General features: G+C 37.3%; 13 protein-coding genes and 1 riboswitch. Of the genes, 9 read left to right on the top strand and 4 right to left on the bottom strand.

All coding sequences use genetic code 11. The features are described 5' to 3' along the window. Window positions 1–52: 52 nt before the first annotated feature. From recB to gloB, 3 genes are read left to right on the top strand one after another with little or no spacing between them, the layout of a single operon-like run. Window positions 53–3,652, top strand: a complete 3,600-nt coding sequence (gene recB / locus JP36_RS00130; RefSeq protein WP_039170719.1) for an exodeoxyribonuclease V subunit beta — start codon at window positions 53–55, stop codon at window positions 3,650–3,652. After that, complete coding sequence (gene recD, locus JP36_RS00125; RefSeq protein ID WP_039170716.1) at window positions 3,652–5,577, top strand: exodeoxyribonuclease V subunit alpha; 1,926 nt, start codon at window positions 3,652–3,654, stop codon at window positions 5,575–5,577. Before recB ends, recD begins: the two co-directional genes overlap by 1 nt. Window positions 5,578–5,581: 4 nt before the next feature. Continuing rightward, complete coding sequence (gene gloB / locus JP36_RS00120) at window positions 5,582–6,280, top strand: hydroxyacylglutathione hydrolase (RefSeq protein WP_039170713.1); 699 nt, start codon at window positions 5,582–5,584, stop codon at window positions 6,278–6,280. Between the two features lie 38 nt (window positions 6,281–6,318). On the opposite strand, the gene JP36_RS00115 is transcribed toward gloB, so the two are convergent. Together JP36_RS00115 and prmB are read right to left on the bottom strand one after the other, a co-directional pair. After that, window positions 6,319–7,410: an ElyC/SanA/YdcF family protein gene (locus JP36_RS00115; RefSeq protein ID WP_039170710.1), complete on the bottom strand. Its 1,092-nt coding sequence runs from the start codon at window positions 7,408–7,410 to the stop codon at window positions 6,319–6,321. Between the two features lie 253 nt (window positions 7,411–7,663). Beyond that, a complete protein-coding gene (gene prmB, locus JP36_RS00110) occupies window positions 7,664–8,626 on the bottom strand; it encodes a 50S ribosomal protein L3 N(5)-glutamine methyltransferase (protein WP_039170900.1) in 963 nt (320 codons plus the stop codon). Between the two features lie 102 nt (window positions 8,627–8,728). On the opposite strand from prmB, the gene smrB reads away from it, so the two are divergent. Beyond that, complete coding sequence (smrB, locus tag JP36_RS00105) at window positions 8,729–9,253, top strand: endonuclease SmrB (protein ID WP_039160916.1); 525 nt, start codon at window positions 8,729–8,731, stop codon at window positions 9,251–9,253. Window positions 9,254–9,271: 18 nt separating this feature from the next. On the opposite strand, the gene JP36_RS00100 is transcribed toward smrB, so the two are convergent. Continuing rightward, complete coding sequence (locus tag JP36_RS00100; RefSeq protein ID WP_039170707.1) at window positions 9,272–10,018, bottom strand: hypothetical protein; 747 nt, start codon at window positions 10,016–10,018, stop codon at window positions 9,272–9,274. 518 nt (window positions 10,019–10,536) lie between these two features. On the opposite strand from JP36_RS00100, the gene glgB reads away from it, so the two are divergent. The 4 genes from glgB (at window position 10,537) to glgA (ending at window position 20,020) form a co-directional block, all read left to right on the top strand. Beyond that, window positions 10,537–15,078, top strand: a complete 4,542-nt coding sequence (gene glgB / locus JP36_RS11925; protein ID WP_039170706.1) for a 1,4-alpha-glucan branching protein GlgB — start codon at window positions 10,537–10,539, stop codon at window positions 15,076–15,078. Between the two features lie 29 nt (window positions 15,079–15,107). Then, window positions 15,108–17,141: a glycogen debranching protein GlgX gene (gene glgX / locus JP36_RS00090; protein WP_039170703.1), complete on the top strand. Its 2,034-nt coding sequence runs from the start codon at window positions 15,108–15,110 to the stop codon at window positions 17,139–17,141. Between the two features lie 15 nt (window positions 17,142–17,156). Continuing rightward, entirely contained in the window at window positions 17,157–18,497 is a 1,341-nt protein-coding gene (glgC, locus tag JP36_RS00085; protein WP_039093181.1) for a glucose-1-phosphate adenylyltransferase, read from the top strand. 92 nt (window positions 18,498–18,589) lie between these two features. Beyond that, window positions 18,590–20,020 (top strand): glycogen synthase GlgA, encoded by a 1,431-nt coding sequence (gene glgA, locus JP36_RS00080; protein WP_039134923.1) that lies wholly within the window; start codon window positions 18,590–18,592, stop codon window positions 20,018–20,020. A 625-nt stretch (window positions 20,021–20,645) separates the two neighbouring features. Here glgA and JP36_RS00075 read toward each other — a convergent pair. Then, on the bottom strand, window positions 20,646–21,059 hold the full coding sequence (locus JP36_RS00075; RefSeq protein ID WP_039132848.1) for an H-NS family nucleoid-associated regulatory protein: 414 nt from the start codon (window positions 21,057–21,059) through the stop codon (window positions 20,646–20,648). Window positions 21,060–21,227: 168 nt separating this feature from the next. Next, window positions 21,228–21,407: riboswitch (Lysine riboswitch) on the top strand. An 86-nt stretch (window positions 21,408–21,493) separates the two neighbouring features. Here JP36_RS00075 and JP36_RS00070 point away from each other — a divergent pair. Next, window positions 21,494–23,029: a Na+/H+ antiporter NhaC family protein gene (locus tag JP36_RS00070; protein ID WP_039132853.1), complete on the top strand. Its 1,536-nt coding sequence runs from the start codon at window positions 21,494–21,496 to the stop codon at window positions 23,027–23,029. The last annotated feature ends 124 nt before the right edge of the window (window positions 23,030–23,153 follow it).

Genomic DNA, 23,153 nt, shown 5'->3' with positions numbered 1-23,153 from the left:
CTCATTTAAACAAGCCAATCTTTTAATTTCTATTAAAGTAAATTTGAACAGAATGAATACGCCACTGAATGTGATTACATTACCTTTAGCACAGAATAATATTATTGAAGCTTCTGCCGGCACAGGTAAAACTTATACGATGGTTACGCTCTATTTGCGTTTATTGTTACAGGTGGGAGAGAATAATTTTCCTACGCCGCTGGATATTGAGCAGATTTTAGTGGTAACGTTCACTCGGGATGCGACACGGGAATTGCGTCAACGCATTCGTGAAAGAACCCAATTGTGGTTAAAATTATTGGAGAGTTATCAACAAAATCGTGATAAAAGTGAAATTAAGGATAATGAGCTACTAGCATTGTTACCTTATATCGAAGCACAATTACCACTTGCAATCCAACGTTTATCTTTTGCTTGTGAATATATTGATAAAGCAGCAATTTTTACGATTCACGGTTTTTGCCAACGTATTTTGCGTCAATATGCTTTTGATTCAGGTTTAGGTTTTAAATTTGAGTTGTTAGAACAGAATCGAGAGCAATTACGGCAAGTTAATTATCAGCTGTGGCGAGACAAATTTTATTCCATTTCGGCAGAACAGGCTCAAATTGTGCGTCAGGTTTTTGTTACTCCGGATAAATTGTTTCAACAGAATGAACGTCTGTTAAAGGGGGAACTGCCAAAAATCAATCAAACGTTACCGTTTACCGATATAAGTGCCGGATTGGATTATTATCAGCACCAACTACAACAGTTTCAACGGCTTGAACAACAATATTTAGCAGAGTTTATCGATTGGTTCAAACAGTATGAAGAAAACTTGAATCAGCAACGTTCAAAATCCAAAAAATTTACTGATTATTTCGATGCAGTACTTTCGGCAACAACAACGATTGAGCAGAGAATTTCCTTAGCGGAAAAATTGTTGCCGATCTATTTTAAGAAAAATAAAGAAGTTGAACTGCCAGCTTTTGTGATTGAGTTTAAAAATTTTTTGCAACAGTTTTCGCAAAATGATTTTTGCCAAAAAATGCACTATCTTTATGTGGCAGAATTACGGCAACGCATTTTTGACTATCAAGATAGCCATAATGAAAAGCAATTTGATGATTTGCTGCGGATGTTGCGTGATGTTCTTCAAAAACCGTCAGCCCACAAATTAATCGCTTTGATTCGCCAACAATATCCGTTTGCTATGATTGATGAGTTTCAGGATACTGATCCTGTACAGTTAGCCATTTTTTCAAAAATTTATCTACAAGCTGTAACAAATGAAACCACCACCGGATTTACCGTAATCGGCGATCCTAAACAGGCGATTTATCGCTTTCGAGGTGCGGATATTTTCACCTATTTATCGATAAAAGATAGCAGTGAACAGCACCAAGCGATAGAACATATTTATACGTTACAACGTAATTATCGCTCAAGTACCAAATTGATTGAAAGCATTAACAATTTGTTTTTAAACGCAAAAAATCCGTTTTATTTGGATGAAATTGAATTTATTCCTGTTGAAGCGGCACAACAAACGAGTGCTTTTTATGTTCAGGGGCAGGTGCAAAAAGCGTGGCAACTATTGCAATTAACACAGGATGAAAACAACGGTCTCACAATGGAGATAATGGCACAGGCGTTTGCTTCCCATTTGCAACAGTTATTGACGATTTCACAACAAGGAAACGCCTATTTTGGTGCTGATGGACAAGAGAAACAGGCAATTACCGCAAAGGATATTGCGATTTTGGTGCGTAATGGTAAAGAGAGCGACATTATCAGACGCGCTTTGGCACAAAAAGGTATTGCTTCGGTTTATTTATCGGAGCGTTCCAATGTGTTTACCAGTATGGCGGCAAAAGATCTTTATCGTATTTTATGTGCTTGTTTAACGCCGTTTAACGAAAGGGCGGTGTTGGCAGCTGTAGGCTGTACCTTATGGGGACTGACAGCGGATCAAATTTATCAGTTGAAACAGAATGAAACAGAGTGGGCAGCGTTGATTGAACGTTTACTGCATTATCAAACGGTGTGGCAGACACAAGGTGTGTTACCAATGCTGTATCAACTTTTCCAAGCGGAACAGATTCCGTTACGGTTGCAACAATTTGATTTCAGCGAGCGTTATTTGGTTGATTTATTGCATTTAAGTGAATTATTGCAACAAGCGATGAATCAACAACAGAATGAAGAGGCATTGCTTAATTGGTTTGAATTACAATTGAGCGGAAATAGTGATAGCGAAGAGAACCGTTTGCGTTTGGAACGGGAGCAAAATGTTGTTAGCATCATTACTATTCATAAATCGAAAGGCTTGGAATATCCACTCGTTTGTTTGCCATTTATTTTAAATCCGGCTTCAAACCGCAAAGAGGCGTTTGGTTTTTATCACGATGAGCAGAAACAATTAATTTGGGATCTACACAATCAGCAACCGGAAAAAGTGGAAAGAGAAGTTAAAGCGGAAGAGATGCGTTTGCTTTATGTGGCGTTGACACGGGCGAAATATCAATTAATTGTGGGCGTACCAGCAACCTTTAATGCAATCAATAATAAATTTAGCAAATGGGATAGCAAAAAGTTAACTGCGTTGGATTATCTGTTGTTGGGCGGACAACAGAACGTTGAGCAAAAAGAGGTGAGTTATGCCACATTATTGACACAAGCATTGGCAGATAATTATGAAATACAAAAGGTGACTGAAGTAGATGATATGAGATTTCAAATGAAGGCGGCAACACCAAGTCACTTATCAGCACGGCAATTTCATCAAAACATTGAAAAAAATTGGCGAGTAACCAGTTTTTCCGCTTTACAGGCGAAATTGCAAGCATTGTATGGTGAACATTTAAGCGATAATGCGCAAGATTATACCGATAATGCAATTGAAGTAGATGATGAAGAAACAGTGCCTTCAGCAAAGCCGCTTTCCATTTATCCTCAACATTTTACCCCGTTTGATCTCCCGAAAGGAGCAGGTGTTGGTTCAGTGCTGCACACCTTTTTAGAAAAATTGGATTTTACTCAGCTGCTAAAAACGCAATCATTGCAAATCTTATGCCAGTATCTTGGTTTGGATGAACAGTGGCTTGAGCCATTACACCTTTGGTTTAGCAATATTTTGCAACAGCCATTGCCGGAAATGGGCTGTTTGGCAAATGTTGCTTCGACAGATAAATTAATGGAAATGCAGTTCTATCTCAAATTGGGTAATTTATTTAATCAACAACAGTTCAACCAAATATTAAGACAATACCATCCTTTGTATGATCAACAACATCCGGTGCAGATTGAAGAGATTCAAGGTGTTATTCGAGGGTTTGTTGATCTGGTTGTTAGACAGAATGGAAAATATTATCTAATTGATTATAAAAGTAATTTTTTAGGAGATGGTATCGAATATTATCAGCCGGATAAATTGGCAAAAGCGATCTCATCGCAACGTTACGATTTGCAATATTTGATTTACAGTTTGGCATTACATCGTTATCTGAAATGGCGTGATCCGAATTATCGCTATGAAACACATTTCGGTGGCGTGTTTTATCTGTTTTTACGTGGAATGGCGGTGCAGAATAATGCGCAAACAGGGGTTTATTTTACGAAGCCGTCTGTTGAATTGATTGAAAAATTGGATCAATTGTGGGGTGAATGATGTTGGCATTATTACAACAATTACGTGATCAAAAATTGATTGAAAATATTGATTACTATTTTGCCGATTACATCGCACGGCAAGGGCGGTTGCAAACAAAAGAGATTAATGATTTGGCTGCATTATTTGCTGCATTATTAAGTTTTGCTAATCAACAAGGGCATAGTTGTCTGTTTTTGACAAAAAGTGTATTAGAAAATCCGTTCGAGTTGAAATATCAGCCGGAACAGCAGGCATTGTTGCAACAAATTGAGAATGTGCTTGTGCCTTATGATGTGAAAGCATTGTTAGCAAATTTAGTACAACATCCGGCTTTTTCGGTGAATGATCAGCAAAATACACCGATTGTATGCAAAAAAATTGGTGAAATTGATGCACTCTATTTTCATCGAATTTGGCAAGATGAACACTATGTTGCAGCACGTTTAAGCGATAGTCGATTAATTCACTATCAACAGAATGAATTGATGGATTTGAAACGAATTTTGCAAATATTATTTCCACATTCTCAGCAATCGCCAGACTGGCAGAAAATTGCGGTAGCGACGGCATTTTCATCAACAATCAGTTTTATTTCTGGTGGCCCAGGTACAGGAAAAACGACAACGGTTGCCAAATTGTTGCTTGGTTTGCAATGGTTGCAGAAAATACGCAACCAGTCTTGGCTCAATATTCGATTAGCCGCACCGACCGGAAAAGCAGCAACACGATTAACGGAATCATTACATCAGGCGATTCAAAACATTCATTTACCGCTTGATTTATCACAAACGTTGCCACAGGAAGCAGCCACCATTCACCGTTTATTGGGGATGCGTCCCAACAGCCAACCACGTTATCATCAGCAACAGCCGCTCAATATTGATGTGTTAGTGATTGATGAAGCCTCAATGATTAATTTAGCATTGATGGCAACACTGTTGCGTAGCATAAAACCGAGTACGAAATTGATCTTTTTAGGTGATAAAGATCAATTGGCTTCGGTGGAAAGCGGTGCAATTATGGCGGAATTGGGGCAATTTTTATCATTTGATTACAGCCAGCGACAAGCGACTTTTTTAGCAACAGTTTGTGAACAGCAGCTTGCATTTAGTAATGAACTGAACTTTATTCGTGACACGCTTTGTCATTTGCAACATAGCTATCGTTTTAATCAAAATACCGGAATTGGGCAGTTGGCAAAGGCGGTTAATCAACGTCAAGCTGAAGAAAGCTGGCAACTTTTTTCTGAATATAACGATATTCGTGTGCTGCCGTTATTTCGACAAGGTGAAGCAAGCAATCAACAGGTGGTGGATTTTGCAGTTCAACTTTATTCCGATTATTTTCAATTTGTACAAAGTGAAAATAATTGGCAGCCGGCAGAGATTGCAAAGGCGTTTATGTTATTTAAACAAGCACGTTTGTTAAGTGCATTGCGTAACGGGCAATTCGGTGTGGAGCAGTTAAATCAACGCATTGCAGAACAGTTACGGCGTAAGAAATATATCCGTTTTCAACACACACACGAATGGTATCTCGGTAAGCCGGTGATTGTTTTGCAAAATGATAACAACAGTCGCTTGTTTAATGGCGATATAGGTTTAGTATTACCTGATAAAAACGGAGATTTAAAAGTTTGGTTTGAAGCAGAGCAAGGATTCCGTGAAGTGTTATCAAGCCGAGTGCCTAGTGTTGAGCCGGCTTATGTGATGACCGTACATAAATCGCAAGGTTCTGAATTTACGCGTACCGTGCTGGTATTGCCGGCAGAATATAATCCGCTGTTGAGTAAAGAACTTATCTATACCGCAATTACCCGAGCGAAACAGGAGTTTACGGTATTTAGTCGGGAAACGATTTGGAAAACGGCAGTGCGAACACAAACCCAGCGTTACAGCGGTTTGGCACAGCAAATTAAACAGATTTTTAAGGAAAAGGAGTAAGAGGATGCTATTAAAGGCAATTCCGGCATTGAGTGATAACTATATTTGGTGTTACAGCAGAGATAATCAGCACGCATTAATTGTTGATCCATCAGAAGCTGAGATGGTTGAAGATTTTTTACAGCAACACCAACTTAAAATTGAAGCAATTTTAATTACTCATAATCATAGTGATCATACTGGTGGTGTAGCTGAATTGCGTAAATATTATCCGTTTGCACCGATTTATGCTCCAGCAGAAGTGGGAAATTTAGCCACACATATTGTCAGTGCCGGTATGCAACATACGCCTTATTATTCCATTCGTATTTTGGAAACCGGAGGACATACAGCAGGTCATTTAAGTTATCTGGTGGATAATTATCTCTTTTGTGGTGATACCTTATTTTCTTTGGGTTGTGGCAGGGTTTTTACAGAGGATTATCAGCAAATGTTTGCTTCCTTACAGAAAATTAAACAGCTGCCGGATGATACGATAATTTGTGCCGCTCACGAATACACGTTGAGTAATTTACGCTTCGCGCAAACGGTAGAAAATAGCGATGCTCTTCAAGATTATGCGCAACAGATAGAGAAATTACGCAAGGAGCAAAAGCCTACACTACCGACAACATTAGCTTTAGAAAAAGCATTAAATCCTTTTTTACGTTGTAAGAGTGTCGAAGAATTTATTGCATTACGTAAAGCAAAAGATAAGTTTTAGAAGAATGGCGGTATTAACATTCCGCCATTATTTTTGAATTAATCGTGAAGTACGCCGCTATTAAACATTGGTAATCCCAAAATGATTAAACTATCGCGATAAATACCTAAAAGTTCCTTGTCTGAAACTTTTTGTAAATCAGCAATAGGCTTATCCAGTGCTGCAACAGTTTCAATAGTTATACCTTGCGGGCCCGATTCTTTAACAGCAAGTTCAAGCAAAGTTTGACCTCGTCTGACGTGGCTACCTGAACTAATTAAAACGGTATGTTTAATATTATGGTGAGCTAAAGCATAACGGGAGAATAAGGTATTTTCGACTGTAGAACGAGCATAATTTTCTGCAAAAATTCTTTTACCTTCAATACCTTGCTTAATTAACCAATCTTTCATTAAGTTACCTTCAGTTTGATTATTTTTGGGAACGCCACCGGTCACGATAATGAGAGATTCAGGATTTTGTTTAGCAAGTTCTAATGTTTTTTGTAATCGCTGAATGAGAACATCATTCATACTTCCATCAGGATCTAGCGCATAACCTAAAGTTATAATGGCATCATTTTGCGTTAATTTTCGATCTAATTTATCTGTAATCGGTAATTTAGTTACTTTATCAATAGTTGCAAACATTTGTTTCAATAAAGAGGCTTTTTCTGGTGCAATTTGTTCTAAATGTTTTAAATATTTTTCACTATTTTGAGGATCATTTTGATAACGATACCAACTGGATAAATACATATTTGTTTTGACATCATCCGGCGCAATATTTAATGCTTCTTTATATAATTCAATAGCTTTATCTACATTCCCGTTATAGATATTCGCATTTGCAGCACCAAGAACAAAGTCTATTCTATATGGTTCTAATTTATGGGCTGTTAATAAAATATTGGAAATTTGTTCCATATTACTTGGTAGCTTAGCGGTAAAGCCTGAGTTTGAAACTCTTGCAGGAGATTTTTGTATTTCAAGTGCTTGTTCCAATAAATTATCAACTGTTTGGCGTTGTGAGATAAGGTTTTGGTATTGTATTTGTGGCTGTAAAACTTCAACTGTTGGTGCTGATGAATAAACATTACAGGCTATAAATACAGAAAGAGTAGTTACAGTGAGTTTAAATACTTTCTTCATATTCAAGTTCCTTCTAAATATTAGTTTGATAAAGTTTTTATTATAATAAAATCATAAAGAAAAGATGTGATGATAGTCACGAAATGTAAAGCTAAAAGTAAAAAGAGAATTATATTCAGATTGATATAATGAATACTGCAACTAGCATCAGATAGGTGATTCATTGCGTTATTTGAATCGGTATAAGTTAACTATTTCTCTTGAATTATTTAACCAAAAAAGTGGGGCAAATGCCCCACTGAAATTGAAGGAATTAAAGATACTGTTTGAATTGATCTTGAATGCTGAGTAACTGTTGTTTAGTTAACATAAATACGCCGTCACCACCGTGTTTGAATTTAATCCACTCAAATGGTACGGTTGGAAATTGCTCAATTAAATGCACCATACTATTGCCTACTTCGCAAACTAATACACCGTTATCATTTAAATATTCCGGCGCGGCAGCAATAATTCTTTTCGCTAAAATTAAACCATCATTGCCAGCTTCAAGTGCTAATACCGGTTCGTGTGAAAATTCTTCGGGCATATTTGCAAGGTCTTCAGCATCAACATAAGGCGGATTGCTGACAATCAGATCATACCCCTCTTTTGGCAAATTATTGAATAAATCAGATTGCAATGGGAACACTTGATGTTCAAGGTGGTGGTTGGCGATGTTGATTTCGGCAACATTCAATGCATCTAATGAAATATCGACAGCGTCAATTTCAGCATTTGGAAATTTGTTTGCACAGGCAATAGCAATACAACCACTACCAGTACACATATCCAAAATGCGTTTAGGTTCGCTACGCAATACACCAGTGAAACCGTCTTGAATTAATTCGCCTATTGGCGAACGTGGAATAATTACCCGTTCATCAACGTAAAACTGCAAACCGCAGAACCAAGCTCTACGTGTAAGATAAGCTACCGGTTTTCTCGTTTCAATTCTATCCGTGATAAGCGATAGTAATTTCTGTTTTTCTATATCGGTCAAACGTGATTGATATAGTTCAGTGGGTATATCTAATGGTAGATGAAGGGTAGAAAGTACGAGTTGTATAGCTTCATCCCACGCATTATCAAAACCGTGACCGTAAAAAATATCGGAAGCATTAAAATAGCTATACGTCCAACGCAAAAAGTCTTGAATAGTATGCAAGCTGGATAAAGGCGAATGAAGTTGAATTTCTTCAATAATATCTTGATTAAAAAGAGGTTGTTCAGTCATAAAAATCATTGTATTGCTTGAAAAAAGATATTGCAGTTATACCACATTTTCGTATTAAAGTGTATGTGTTAGAATAATTGACCATTATAAAGGAGATAGTTAATGGATAATGAAGATAAAGTCCTGTTTCGTGAATTTGTCAAAGGAATAAAACCCTTTAAACAGGATAAAATAACCTTTACCTCTAAACGTAAGCAAGTTATAAAACAAAAACAACAGATTAAAGAAATCCGTGAAAAAGAAGATGCGCTATTTTATTTTTCTGATGAATATGAGCCATTGCTTGATACGCAAACAATGCGCTATTTACGAGAAGGTGAAGATAGCTATGTTTTAAAACGCTTACGTCGAGGTGATTTTATTCCGGATCTTTTTTTAGATTTACACGGATTAACCAAAGAACAAGCGAAACAAGAGCTGGCTTCATTAATATTAGCTTGTGAAAGAGAACATTTACCCTGCGCTTGTATTATGACAGGGTATGGCAATCATACTTTAAAAAATCAAATACCTCGCTGGTTGGTACAGCATCCGAAAGTCATCGCATTGCATTATGCTACTAAAGAATGGGGCGGAGATGCTGCTATTTTTGTACTGATTGATGTGGGTGTAGATCTAATAATGTAAATAGCCAATTTTCATTGGCTATTTATTACAAAGGGTGACACCTGTTTTTTCAGTATCAATCATATTTAATGAACAAAGTCGGTTAGGGCTTAGTTGGCAAGGAAAGACAAAAAATTGCTTATTATCTCTTTCAAGAGATTTTGATAATATTAAAATATTATTATTGGTAGATAGAACATAATAAGGTTGCCCTTCAAATAAAATAGTTGCATATTCTGAAATTAAAATTGGGCTGACGTATCCAACCAAAAAGGCAGAAAGAATAAAATAAATATAGACAGCTGACATTACAAGCATAGCATTTATTTTTTGCCTATTGATTATCTGTATAAGATCTTGCAGTCGAAAAGTAGAAACAGTTTTATTAAAAACGATAGAAGTTGGGATAGACAATAATAGATAAATAATAATTGGGGTGTAGTCTATCTCTTTCATAAAGAGAAACAACACAACTGCAATTGGAGATAATACGGTTGTTAGAACAATAAATAACCTTATTGATCGTACAATATCCTGTGGACAATATTTTTTAACTAAATGCAAAACATACATACCACAAGAGTAGAAAATAGTGATAATAATTGAAAAAAAGACAACATATCCCAAACTTCGAGCAATATTTGAAGTGCCAACTTCTACCAACTCCCAAGAATAACCATAATAATATGCTCTAGCCCAACCACAGACATAAGCAATAGACCAACCTAAACAAATTAAATATGCCATTAAAATGGAAGAATTAATAAGATGATTTAAACTTTTCAAGAATAATCCTTTTTTCTCAAATAGTAAAAGACAGTTATTTTAACTAAAAAGAGGTATCAATCTGGTCAGACTTGTTGGAAGAAATAGTTTAAAAAGATGATTAAATACGATGACGATACTCGGATAATATGTGTAATAACATAATAACTGATTCAAGCATTTTACAATTTGTATGTTTTTAGCTACAGTTCTCTTCAATTGATGAAGCTTATCAGTTTTACAATAATACATAATTTGAGAGAAATGATGGGGTGGTGTTTCCATATCATTTTCATTTTTTAGTGACTTTTTTTAATTCTTTTCATAAAAATTAAGCAAAAAATCAAAAATATTGTGGGCGAGATCATAACTTTGACATATTGCAGTAGGTTTTATACTAAAAAGAGAGTATAAAATACTTATTCGTTTTATCATATTTACTACAGAGCAAACGATTGCTTGTGCTTGATAGGAACGATGCTTGTAGCAGTATGATGAAGTATGTCGTGGAGATACTGTTGTATTTTGTGGAGAATCTCGTGGAATTATCGACTTCTGGTTCCTCTAATGGACTCATTTCAAGAAGATCTCAACTGGAACAGCAAGCTCGTGCTGTTGGTGTTTCGCCTTTCTATTATACGTTGGAAGGACAGAAAATTGATGTTGATGATGCTGTCTTATCTCAATTAATTTCGTGGTTGAAACCTGAGCAAAATAGTGTAGGACAGTTTAAAAATGTCTTTGTGTTAAATGCAGAAACAGTAGAATATTTGGACTGGCAAAAGCTTAATTTTGTAGATGATGAAATACCATACCAGCTTTTAAATGAAAATAATGAAAAAATTGAAAATAGCTGGGACTTTCAGAGCAGAGAATATATTAAGTTTATGCCGTTATCGACGGGGTATTACTATTTGATAACAAATTATGCTCGCTACTGTTTATTGGTTGCACCAGCGAAAATTTATCAGCCAACCTTATTAAGTAATGGTAATAAAGTCAGTGGCTTAAATGTTCAGCTTTATAGTTTACGTTCACCGCGAAATTGGGGAATTGGTGATTTAGCCGATTTAGAGGCAATTGCGGTAGAGTATGCAAAGGATGGTATTGATTTTATTGGGATTAACCCGTTGCATGCACTGTTTCCGGCACATCCTGAATGGGCGAGTCCTTATAGCCCGTCATCTCGCCGATGGTTAAATCCGATTTATTTAGCAGTAGATCTTTTGCCTGAAACAACTTCAAACGCGTTTATTACGTGGTTTAATGATGATTCTGTTCAACAACAATTGACCCAGCTGCAAGAGAGTGCTTGGGTAGATTATTCTGGTATTTGGCAGATAAAATTGGAAGCATTGCGTATTGCTTATCGAGCATTTAAACGTGAAAAGCAGTTTGATGCTCGCCGTCAAGAATTTGCTCAATTTGTTGCCCAACAAGGTGAATCTCTTTATTTGCACGGTCTTTTTGAAGCTTTGGATCATACTTTTTCTCAACAGCAAAAAGAAGAAATAGATGACCAGCTTTTAGGCTGGTTTGCTTGGGAAAGCGCTTATCAAACACCTTATAGTAAAGAGGTAAAGCAATTCGCTGCAAAAAATAAGATACAAATCGAATTTTATATGTGGTTGCAGTGGTTGATGTATGATCAACTTGCATCAGTACGAAAATCCTTAACACAGTCTGGTGTAGAATTAGGACTTTACGGTGATTTAGCCGTTGGTGTGGCACGTGGTGGTTCAGATACGTGGTGCGATCGTCAGCTATTTTGTTTACAGGCCTCTGTTGGTGCACCACCGGATGAACTCGGCCCGGCAGGGCAGAACTGGCAATTACCGCCGTTGCAACCACAGCAATTACGGGCGCAAGGTTATCAACCCTTGATTAAATTGTGGCGAGCCAATATGCAGAATTACGGTATTTTGCGTATTGATCACGTGATGGCGTTATACCGTTTATGGTGGATTACTTCAGGCAAAAATGCAGCAAACGGTGCATATGTACATTATCCTATCGATGAAATGATGGCAGTGTTGGCGATTGAAAGTCAGCGTTGCCACTGTTTGATTGTCGGTGAAGATTTGGGGATTGTGCCACCGGAAGTGCGTCAATGGTTAGACCGTTATGGTGTTTATTCCTATGCCGTGATGTATTTTAATCGTAGTTATGATGGCTATTTGTTGCCGGAGCAATATAAGAAAAATGCGTTAGCGGTGGTCAGTACTCACGATTTAGCACCATTGAGCGGTTTTTGGCAAGCAACCGACATTGAAACGATGTATCAGCTCGGCGTGTTGCAACAGGATAAATATGAAAAAGCACTGCAACAACGATCTGATGATAAATTACGCTTTATCCAAACATTAAAACAGGCAAAATTATTGCCAACATTCCCACGGGACTTTTCTTTGACGAATGAACTGAACTTGGCGATACATCAGTTAGGTGCAGTAAGTGAAAGTCAATTATTTGCCTTGCAGCCAGAAAATTTATTAGGAGTTACTTCATCATTCAATATTCCGGGAGTAGCAAAAGCGTATCCGAATTGGCGTTATCGTTTGCCGAATTCATTACTTGATCCGAAAATTATTCAAGAATTGCATCGTGATTTACGTCAAATTATTGCTACAAGACAAACCTTGCCGACAGAGGTGGCGGCGGAATGTTATCAAGATAGTCTCAAATTTATTTTATTAGGAAAAAATAGTATGGTTACCCTTGATTATAACCAAATCGAACAGTTATTTAATGCGGTACACGCTGATCCGTTCTCTTTCTTAGGCCCACATATGACAGAGCAGGGGCTAATGATTCGAGCCTTATTGCCGAATGCAAAACAGGTAGAAATTTATAATCGTGATAGAAATCATTGTTTAGCCACAATGAAAGTTGTCGATGAACGTGGATTTTTTGTAGCATTATTGCCACATTCTGAGGTCAATCTGCATTATGTATTTAAAATTCAATATGAAAACAGTGCAGAAGCGATCTATCAGGAAGATCCTTATCGTTTCCCATCTTGCCTGTTTGAACTGGATAATTGGCTGTTAAAAGAGGGAACGCATCATCGTCCGTATGAAGCGATGGGCGCACATTTAACAGAAAACAGCTATGTTGCGGGCGTAAATTTCAGTGTTTGGGCGCCAAATGCTCGCCGAGTTTCTGTGGTCGGTGATTTTAACCAATGGGATGGTCGCCGTCACGTTATGCGCTTTTATCAGGAAAGTGGCATCTGGGAAATCTTTATTCCTAATATTAATGAAGGCAGTCTATATAAATTTGAAATTTTGGATGCAAATGGTAATTTGCGTTTGAAATCGGATCCTTATGCCTTTGCTGCACAATTGCGTCCGGAAACAGCTTCAGTTGTTACAAAATTGCCACCAAAACAACCATATAATGAAACAAGAGTAAAAGCAAATGCGGTTGATGCACCAATAAGTATTTATGAAGTGCATTTGGGATCTTGGCGACGCAATTTAGAAAATAATTACTGGCTAAGCTATGAGCAAATCGCAGATGAATTGATTCCTTATGTAAAAGAGATGGGTTTCACTCATATTGAATTATTGCCATTATCGGAATTTCCATTTGATGGTTCGTGGGGTTACCAACCGTTAGGATTATATGCTCCAACCAGTCGTTTTGGTGATGCAACAGGATTATGCCATTTCCTTGAAAAAGCACACGAAGCCGGCATTTATGTGCTGTTGGATTGGGTGGTTGGTCATTTCCCAACAGATGATTACGGTTTGCGTAAATTTGATGGCACAGCATTATATGAACACGCTGATCCACGAGAAGGTTATCACCAAGACTGGAATACATTGATTTACAACTTTGGACGTAATGAAGTGCGTAACTATCTAAGTGGTAATGCATTGTATTGGATAGAACGTTACGGTTTTGACGGTTTGCGGGTTGATGCGGTTGCCTCAATGATTTATCGAGATTACAGCCGTGCAAATGGTGAGTGGATTCCGAATCAATATGGTGGGCGTGAAAATTTGGAAGCGATCAATTTCTTACAGCGCACCAATGCGTTATTGCAGGATGAACAGCGCGGTGTATTGGCGATTGCGGAAGAGAGTACCGCATTTCCAGGCGTTAGCCACGATACAAAAAGCGGCGGTTTAGGTTTCCAATTTAAGTGGAATATGGGCTGGATGAATGATACGTTGCGTTATATGAAATTAGATCCGATTTATCGTAAGTATCACCATAATTTATTAACATTCGGGATGATGTATCAATATAGCGAACATTTTGTGTTGCCATTATCGCACGATGAGGTGGTCCACGGCAAAGGCTCTTTGTTAAGCAAAATGCCGGGTGATTGCTGGAAACAATTCGCTAATTTACGTGTTTATTACGGTTATATGTGGGGCTTTCCGGGTAAAAAACTGCTCTTTATGGGGAATGAGTTTGCTCAAGGCAGAGAATGGAATTATCAAGAAAGTTTGGATTGGTTCTTGCTCAATGAAGAATACGATGGTTGGCATAATGGTGTTCAAAAATGGGTGCGAGATTTAAATCATCTTTATCAACGTTATCCAGCATTGTGGCAGCAGGATCAGCATCCTAATGGTTTTGAATGGTTAGTTGTGGATGATGCGGAACAATCGGTTTTAGTATTTACTCGTTATGCGAAAAACGGTGATACCGTAGTTGTCGTGTGTAATTTTACTCCTGAAGTTCGTCATAATTACCGTTTTGGTGTGCGTAAAGCAGGATTTTATCGTGAGGTGCTGAATTCCGATGATGTGTCCTATAAAGGTAGCGGTGTGAATAACGGTGAAGGCGTCTGGAGTGAAAAAATCGAAAGCCACGACAAGGCTAACTCAATCAGCATTGATGTGCCGCCACTAGGTGCAAGCTATTTTGTATTGGAAAATGCAGAGGAGGATGAAACTGATGATGCGGAACTGGCAGAAGCAACAAAAGCAGAGCAAGCGGTTACCGTAGCAACCAAAGGAAAAGAAACCCTTTCAGATACGAATAACAGCAAAGTAAGCAAAACTGCTTCCAAAAGAAAACCGGCTAAAAAAGCAAAATCAGTGAAACGAAAAACCAGTAAATAATGATTATGTAGCATAGGGATTAAGTGGTTATGGCTCATCATCTTAAACGGCTGAAATCAGGTTCAATCAGAGAATTTGAGATAAAGAAAAAGCAAACGTTTATCGGTTATCGTTATCCGATTGGCTGTCATCGCTCCGAATTTGCCGGCAAACAAGGCTTTAATTTTGTGTTGGTTGCACCTCACGCTAGTGAAGCTTGGCTTTGCCTGTTTGATGAACATAGCCACGAAACCCGTTATTCAATGTTCAGACAACAGGATTGTTTCACTCTCTTTGTCGCTAATATTGATGTCGGGCAGAAATACGGTTTTCGTTTGAACGGTAACGCGGAATTCCCTTATTGTTACAATGTCACTAAGCTATTGATCGATCCTTACAGTCGTGCGGTAGACGATTTGCCTGCATTAGCAACCTTTGAACAGTTACAACCGTTTCATTGGGATAATCCGGACGACAACGCTTGGCTTGCGCCGAAAAGTGTGATTACAGAAGATGATTTTGATTGGCAGGACGATAAAGCACCACGAACACCTTGGTCTGAAACCATTATCTATGAATTGCACGTTAAAGGTTTTTCCAAATTAAATGAGGCTGTTCCTGTAGCATTAAGAGGAACATTTGCCGGTTTGGCTGACCCAGTAAATCTAGCATATTTGCAAAATTTAGGGGTAACTGCAGTAGAATTATTACCAATAATGTTGCATTTAGATGAGCCTCATCTACAGCAAAAACATAAAAGAAACTATTGGGGCTACAATGTGTTAGCACATTTTGCCCCAGATCAAAGGTTATCATCAATAAAAGCTGTATCATTAGAGTTGAAATCTGTAGTAAGAGCCTTGCACCGAATGGGGATTGAAGTGATTTTGGATGTAGTATTTAATCATACAGCGGAAAACGATATTTTCGGACCAACGCTTTGTCAGCGAGGCATTGATAATTACCTTTATTATTGGCATCACCAACAGCAATATGAAAATTGGACTGGTTGTGGAAATAGTTTAAATCTATCAGAACCTCGTGTATTACAGTGGGTAATGGATTGTCTGCGTTATTGGGTCAAAGAATTTCATATTGATGGTTTTCGCTTTGATTTGGCAGCCGTATTGGGTAGAACGCCACAATTCAATGCAAAAGCTGCTTTTTTTACTGCACTACAACAAGATCCTGTTTTAGCAAATTGTAAGCTGATCGCTGAACCTTGGGATATTGGTTCAGGTGGTTATCAATTAGGATCTTTCCCTGATTTTTTTGCTGAATGGAATGATCGTTTCCGTGGTGATATTCGCCGTTTCTGGTTAAGAGATAGTCAACAGCTTGGTGTATTAGCACAACGCTTTGCCGGTAGTGCGGACACTTTTCAACATCAATATCGTTCTCCTCATTGTTCAATAAATTTTGTTACCGCACATGATGGCTTTAATTTACAGGATTTGGTCAGTTATAACGAAAAGCATAATTGGGATAACGGCGAAGATAATCGTGATGGAGATAATCATAATTTTTCTTTTAATCACGGTGTAGAGGGAGAAACTGACGATATTGATATTAAACAACAACGTATATTCAGTAAAAAAGCATTGTTGGCAACAGAGTTATTGGCATTAGGAACGCCTATGTTATTGGCAGGAGATGAAATTGGTCATAGCCAGCAGGGCAATAATAATTGTTATTGTCAAGATAATGAATTGACGTGGTTAAATTGGCAAGAAACAGATACAGAATTGCAACAATATGTGGTAGATCTCATCGCTTTACGTAAAGAAATGGCGATAACCGGTATTTATGATGATTGGTGGAATACCGAAAATGCACAATGGTTTACCCCTCAGGGCGAACCGATGCAAACACAAGATTGGCAACAGGGACGAGCCTTAGCGTTGTTATTACAAGGAAAGTATCTATTACTTTTTAATGCTAATCGTGGTGAGCAAATTTTTCAGCTTCCAGCCGGAATTTGGCAGAAACGGTTTGGCGAGGGTCTCAGGATCGAACAATCTCAAGCGATTGTGGCACATCTGGGAGTTGTTATTTTAATGCAATCACTTATTGAAAAACGATAACCACAGGAGAATATTATGAGCGCAGCAACAGCCACTACAACGAAAAACGCTATCCCAACGCGTGAAAGCATTGCCAATGATACGTTAGTTCTTATTTTAGCTGGGGGACGAGGTTCTCGTTTGCACGAAATGACCGATCGTCGAGCGAAACCTGCTGTTTACTTTGGAGGGGCACATCGTATTATTGACTTTGCCTTATCTAATTGTCTTAATTCAGGTTTATTAAAAATTGGGGTAATTACGCAATACGAAGCACATTCGTTATTACGTCATTTACAACACGGTTGGTCATTTTTACCGCGAGAACGAGGACATTTCGTGGATATGTTGCCGGCTCGTCAGCAATTAAATGATTCTACTTGGTATCGAGGTACGGCGGATGCGGTATGGCAAAATGTTCCAATTATGAAAGATCATTATCGTCCTAAATATGTGCTTATTCTTGCCGGTGACCATATTTATAAGATGGATTATATGCGTATGATTGAAGATCATATTGAATTCGGTGGTAAGGCAACTGTAGGTTGTATTGAAGTGCCGAAAGAGGATGCAAAGGCATTTGGTGTGATGGCGGTAAATGAAAAATTAAAAGTGGAACAGTTTGTAGAAAAACCGTCAAATCCACCAACATTACCACATAAACCTGATTCATCTTTGGCATCAATGGGAATTTATGTTTTTGATGCTGATTATCTGTATGATATTTTGGCACGTGAAGCTAGTTACGAAAATACCTCTCACGATTTCGGTAAAGATATTATTCCGGCGATGGTGAAAGAAGGATTGCTTTATGCCCATCCGTTTGAACGTTCAAGCAAAGGTAGAAATACACAAGGTTTGATCTATTGGCGTGATGTAGGTACTTTGGAAAGTTACTGGTCGGCAAATATTGATTTAGTCAGTGAAAAACCTCAACTGGATATGTTTGACAGTAGCTGGCCGATTCGTACTGTACCTAAACAAACGCTACCAACAAAGTTCTTCTATAAACATCCACATAAACAAACTATTGATAATTCACTTATCGGGGGTAGTAGTGTAATTACTGATGCGGAAATCAGTAATTCGGTGCTGTTTGACCACGTTAGGGTAGACGAGGGATCAAAAATTGAATATGCAGTTATTTTGCCTCAAGTAAAAATTGGCAAAAACTGCGTATTACGTCGTTGTATTATTGATCGTAATTGCCACATTCCGGATGGTATGAAAATTGGTGTAGATCTTGAATTGGATCGTCAACGTTTTAGGATAAGTAGTAAAGGGGATATTGTATTGGTAACAGAGCCAATGCTGGAAAAACTTTTTGATCAAGAAGAATCAGCGATTGATGCAACAAAAACAGATAAAGAAGAGTAATCTGTTATTCCTGTCTTAATAAATATCCGCTTTTTATTGATAGCAGAATCTAAAAAGCGGATATTTTACTTAAAAAAATTAAGGTTAAATCAATGAAAGTACTTCATATTTGTTCTGAATTATACCCATTAATTAAAACTGGCGGTTTAGCTGATGTAATGGGTGCATTACCATTTGCACAACAAGCAGAAGGTATGAATGTTAGGGTCGTTTTACCAATGTATCCGGCGGTAGCAGAAAAACTTCCGCAACATCAACATTCATTACATTTATTCAGTTTTGCCGGACATATTGAAATTCGTTTTGCAGAATATAAAGGCATTGGCATTTATTTAATTAATGCACCACATCTATTTGATCGCGGTGGTAATCCATATCATAACGAATATTATCAGGATTATTCCGATAACTATTTACGCTTTGCAACGCTTGGTTGGGTAGGAGCTTCCTTAGCCGCTGGAGCAGATCAGTGGTGGGGCGAGGCGGATGTTATGCATATGCACGATTGGCAAGCTGGTTTGGCAGCAGCTTATGCTACTGCTTGGCAATTACCATTGAAGAAAATTTTTACCATCCATAATTTAGCTTATGCAGGTATGTTTAATGCCCGTCATATGGCGGAATTACAGCTGCCATATCACTTTTTCCACGTTGATGGTTTGGAGTTTTACGGACAAATTTCTTATCTTAAATCTGGTTTGTATTATGCCGATGAAATTACAGCAGTAAGTCCAACTTATGCTAAAGAGATTACCGATCCTAGTATGGCATACGGTTTTGATGGTTTATTGCAAACTCGAGCAGCCCAAAATCGCTTACACGGTATCTTAAATGGTGTTGACGATCAAGTTTGGAATCCTGCAACAGATAACTACATTGCTAAAACCTATAAACACGGCAAAATGCAAGGTAAGAAAAAAGACAAACAGGTATTGCAGGCAGAATTCGGTTTAACAGAAACAGAAACTGTACCCTTGTTAGTAATGGTTACTCGTTTAGTGGAACAAAAAGGTGCAGATTTGGTGATTAATGCTGCAGAAGCATTGATAAATCGTGGTGTGCAATTGGCTGTGTTAGGAACAGGTGCACCACATTTTGAAGAAACTTTACGTCAATTAGCAGCGAAATACCCACAACAAATTGGTGTAAAGATTGCGTATAACGAAGCTCTTTCTCACCAAATGGTGGCTGGTGGTGATGTTATTTTAGTACCGAGCCGTTTTGAACCTTGCGGGTTAACACAATTATACGGCTTAAAATATGGTACTTTGCCACTAGTGCGTGCGACCGGTGGATTAGCTGATACGGTAGTAGACACCACACCGGAAACACAAAAACAAAAAATCGCAACTGGTTTTGTGTTCCAATTTGCAGATGTGGAGGGTTTTCTTTATGCTATTGATCAAATGTTGTCTATTTGGCAAAAACCACGACAATGGAGTTTAATACGTTCTACTGCGATGAGCCAAGATTTCAGTTGGCAAAAAGCAGCAAAAAGTTATTTTGAATTGTATAATAAATAATTGATCGAAACTAAAAAAGCATTTCCAATGAGTGATCTGCACCCTAAAGTTAGTCTTATTATCCAACACATAGGGTGCAGATTTTTATGACTGAATATAGCCGAATTTGTAAGTAGCAAGTCGTTGATTGCTATTTTCAATACTACGGAAGCCTTTTTATTCACCTATCTTACGTTTGCCGTTTCTAGACTAACATTGATTGCTCAATTCAACATTCCAAAACAGAGAAGTAACATCTGACTAAATCTGTTTATATTTCGATATTGAAGGATTACAACTACAACCTAAAAGACGGACTGCAATGAAAAAATACAGATTCAGTCCTTAAAATTGTAGTTTAACTTTTCGGAATAAATCAGTAGAATGCTTTTTATATCGAAAAATTAACAACTCTAAATTCAATAATAAAGAGCAAACCTGATTATCAAAAAGTGTATTTTGGGAAGGAATTATTCATTTTTGGATATACTGTAAATTAATGTAGCATTAACTTTTATATTAAAAGTGACAGGGTAGAAGAGCTTATTATGATGGATAATTTTGAATAATCTACATATTTCAACCCAAAAAGAAAAAAGAAAGGTCTATTATTCAAAAAATAGACCTTAAAAATGGATAATAAATATTACTTAATTTCAAAGCTTTCTAAAGTTGCACCTTTGTCAATCTGAATTTGCATTGCTTTTGGAGTTCTACCTTGACCAGTCCAAGTTTTTCTAGAACCATCCAAATCTGTATATTGATATTTTGCAGGACGAGGAGCCCGTTTTTTATGTTGAGATGGATTGAATTTTTGTAAGCTCATCACTTCTAACAATTCTTCCGGAGAAATACCTTCTGATTTTAATAATTCTTTATATTTTTCAATTTTTTCTTGATGAGCAGCAATACTCTGTTTTTTAGATTCTTCTTCTGCTTTTCTTTCTTCAACAACTTGTTCAAATTTACTGAAAATTGTCATTAATTGTTCAAAAGATAATTCACGAGCTACAAGGCGCAATGAGCGAATATTATTTAATGTTTTTAATAACTCTTCCATTAATAATTCTCCTATGGATATGTTAATAGTATTGGAATAAAAAAGAACAAAGTGATTTTATAGAAAATAATAGAAAAGGTAAATATAAAAATTAATAAAAGAATAATTAAATAATAAATATAATTTAAAAGAACTTGCTTTTTTTGTTACTTGTTGTATCTTTTAGCCACCTGAAGTAGAGGTGCGATTATTATAAGTAGCTTCTTTGAGCTGACAGCTTTGAGAAGAAGGGAAAGGAATAACCGCCGAAATCAATTAAGCGTCATCTTAATTGGTTGGGATCGTTGCCGAAAGGGACGATACTGTCATAGTATTATTTTGGTTTAACTATGGAGCGCTACGAGTTAAGGTGGTTAATCTTTTTTTATCCTTCCTTATTTGTGAATCCTTTTGAACACTCGCTAGACGCTTTTGCTTTTTATTAGGTTAGCGTTATGGAACTTACTGATTTTTCTTCTTCTGTGTGGTCGATTGTACCGCCATTATTAGCTTTAACATTAGCCATGCTAACAAGGCGTGTGCTTTTATCATTAACAACAGGGATTGTTGTTGGTGCATTAATGTTGACGAATGCCAATCCGCTTGATGCGGCAATTTATATTAAAAATAGTGTTTTATCATTAGTCTATGGTGAAGACGGTATTAATCATAATAATGTGAATATTATTATTTTTTTATTAGTGTTGGGTGCATTGACTTCATTACTAACTGTATCTGGAAGCAATCAGGCATTTGCTGCTTGGGCTCAAAGACATATTAAAAATAGACGTGGTGCAAAATTATTAACTGCGTGCTTGGTATTTTTTACTTTTATTGATGATTATTTCCATAGTTTAGCTGTGGGAGCAATTGCTCGTCCGGTAACTGATAAATTTAAAGTTTCTCGTGCAAAATTGGCCTATATTTTGGATTCAACCGCCGCACCAATGTGTGTATTGATGCCTATTTCAAGTTGGGGTGCTTATATTATGACGCTTGTTGCTGGATTATTAGCAACACATTCAATTACGGAGTATTCGCCGATGGGGGCATTTGTGGCAATGAGTGCGATGAACTATTATGCAATATTTGCCATTATCACTGTCTTTTTCGTTGCTTATTTCTCTTTTGATATCGGCTCAATGGCTCGCCACGAAAATCAAGCATTACAGGCAGAGCATAACAGTGAACAACAAGATGAAGAAGTTGTTAAAGGGCGAGTTAGTGCTTTAATCGTACCAATTTTAGTTTTAATTGCCGGTACAGTGTCAATGATGATGTATACTGGATATCAAGCATTAGCGGAAAATGGACACTCTTTTTCAGTTTTAGGGGCATTTGAAAACACGACTGTTGGTATTTCGCTGGTTGTTGGTAGTTTAATTTCTTTTGTCGTTGCTTCGTTATTTGTATTCAATACCATCAGTTTTACTGACTATATTAAAGCTATTCTTCTTGGTTTTAAATCAATGTCCGGTGCAATTACTATTCTCTTTTTTGCTTGGACAATTAATACTATCGTTGGTGATGTTAATACTGGAAAATATTTGGCTAGCCTTGTCAGTGGCAATATGATGACACAATTATTGCCTGCATTATTATTCCTTCTTGCCATTATTATGGCTTTCTCTACTGGAACAAGTTGGGGGACATTCGGAATTATGCTACCAATTGCAGCAGCAATGGCAGCAAATGCCGATCCTGCATTAATGTTGCCTTGTTTATCAGCTGTAATGGCGGGCGCTGTGTGTGGTGACCACTGCTCACCAGTATCCGACACTACAATCTTGTCTTCTACTGGCGCAGCTTGTAACCATATTGACCATGTTACAACACAATTGCCTTACGCAGCAGTAGTTGCAGTTGCTTCATTTGCTGGTTATATCGGGGTAGGTTTTACAGATTCAGCCATTTTAGGTTTTGTAATAACTGCCGTTGCGTTGACGATTTTACTTTTCATTTTTAGATCTCAACGGAAAATTTCAAAATAAATTAAATAAAAATTATATTTTATAAAATACGGCTTTATGCCGTATTTTTTTTGATTTTTTCTAAAATTATTTTATTTTTTTCTTTAAAATGCTGCTTGTTTAGCATTAACTTCTAAAGTTATTC

Source organism: Gallibacterium genomosp. 1, from assembly GCF_000771875.1.
Classification (GTDB): Bacteria; Pseudomonadota; Gammaproteobacteria; order Enterobacterales; family Pasteurellaceae; genus Gallibacterium.
The sequence above is the reverse complement of the archived record's forward strand: the minus strand, read 5'-3'. Positions and strand labels throughout refer to the sequence as shown.

Bases quoted from the DNA above. Each gene is read 5' to 3' on its own strand.
- recB (WP_039170719.1), top strand. From the start codon at position 53: ATGAATACGCCACTGAATGTGATTACATTACCTTTAGCACAGAATAAT.
- recD (WP_039170716.1), top strand. From the start codon at position 3,652: ATGTTGGCATTATTACAACAATTACGTGATCAAAAATTGATTGAAAAT.
- gloB (WP_039170713.1), top strand. From the start codon at position 5,582: ATGCTATTAAAGGCAATTCCGGCATTGAGTGATAACTATATTTGGTGT.
- JP36_RS00115 (WP_039170710.1), bottom strand. From the start codon at position 7,410: ATGAAGAAAGTATTTAAACTCACTGTAACTACTCTTTCTGTATTTATA.
- prmB (WP_039170900.1), bottom strand. From the start codon at position 8,626: ATGACTGAACAACCTCTTTTTAATCAAGATATTATTGAAGAAATTCAA.
- smrB (WP_039160916.1), top strand. From the start codon at position 8,729: ATGGATAATGAAGATAAAGTCCTGTTTCGTGAATTTGTCAAAGGAATA.
- glgX (WP_039170703.1), top strand. From the start codon at position 15,108: ATGGCTCATCATCTTAAACGGCTGAAATCAGGTTCAATCAGAGAATTT.
- glgC (WP_039093181.1), top strand. From the start codon at position 17,157: ATGAGCGCAGCAACAGCCACTACAACGAAAAACGCTATCCCAACGCGT.
- glgA (WP_039134923.1), top strand. From the start codon at position 18,590: ATGAAAGTACTTCATATTTGTTCTGAATTATACCCATTAATTAAAACT.
- JP36_RS00075 (WP_039132848.1), bottom strand. From the start codon at position 21,059: ATGGAAGAGTTATTAAAAACATTAAATAATATTCGCTCATTGCGCCTT.
- JP36_RS00070 (WP_039132853.1), top strand. From the start codon at position 21,494: ATGGAACTTACTGATTTTTCTTCTTCTGTGTGGTCGATTGTACCGCCA.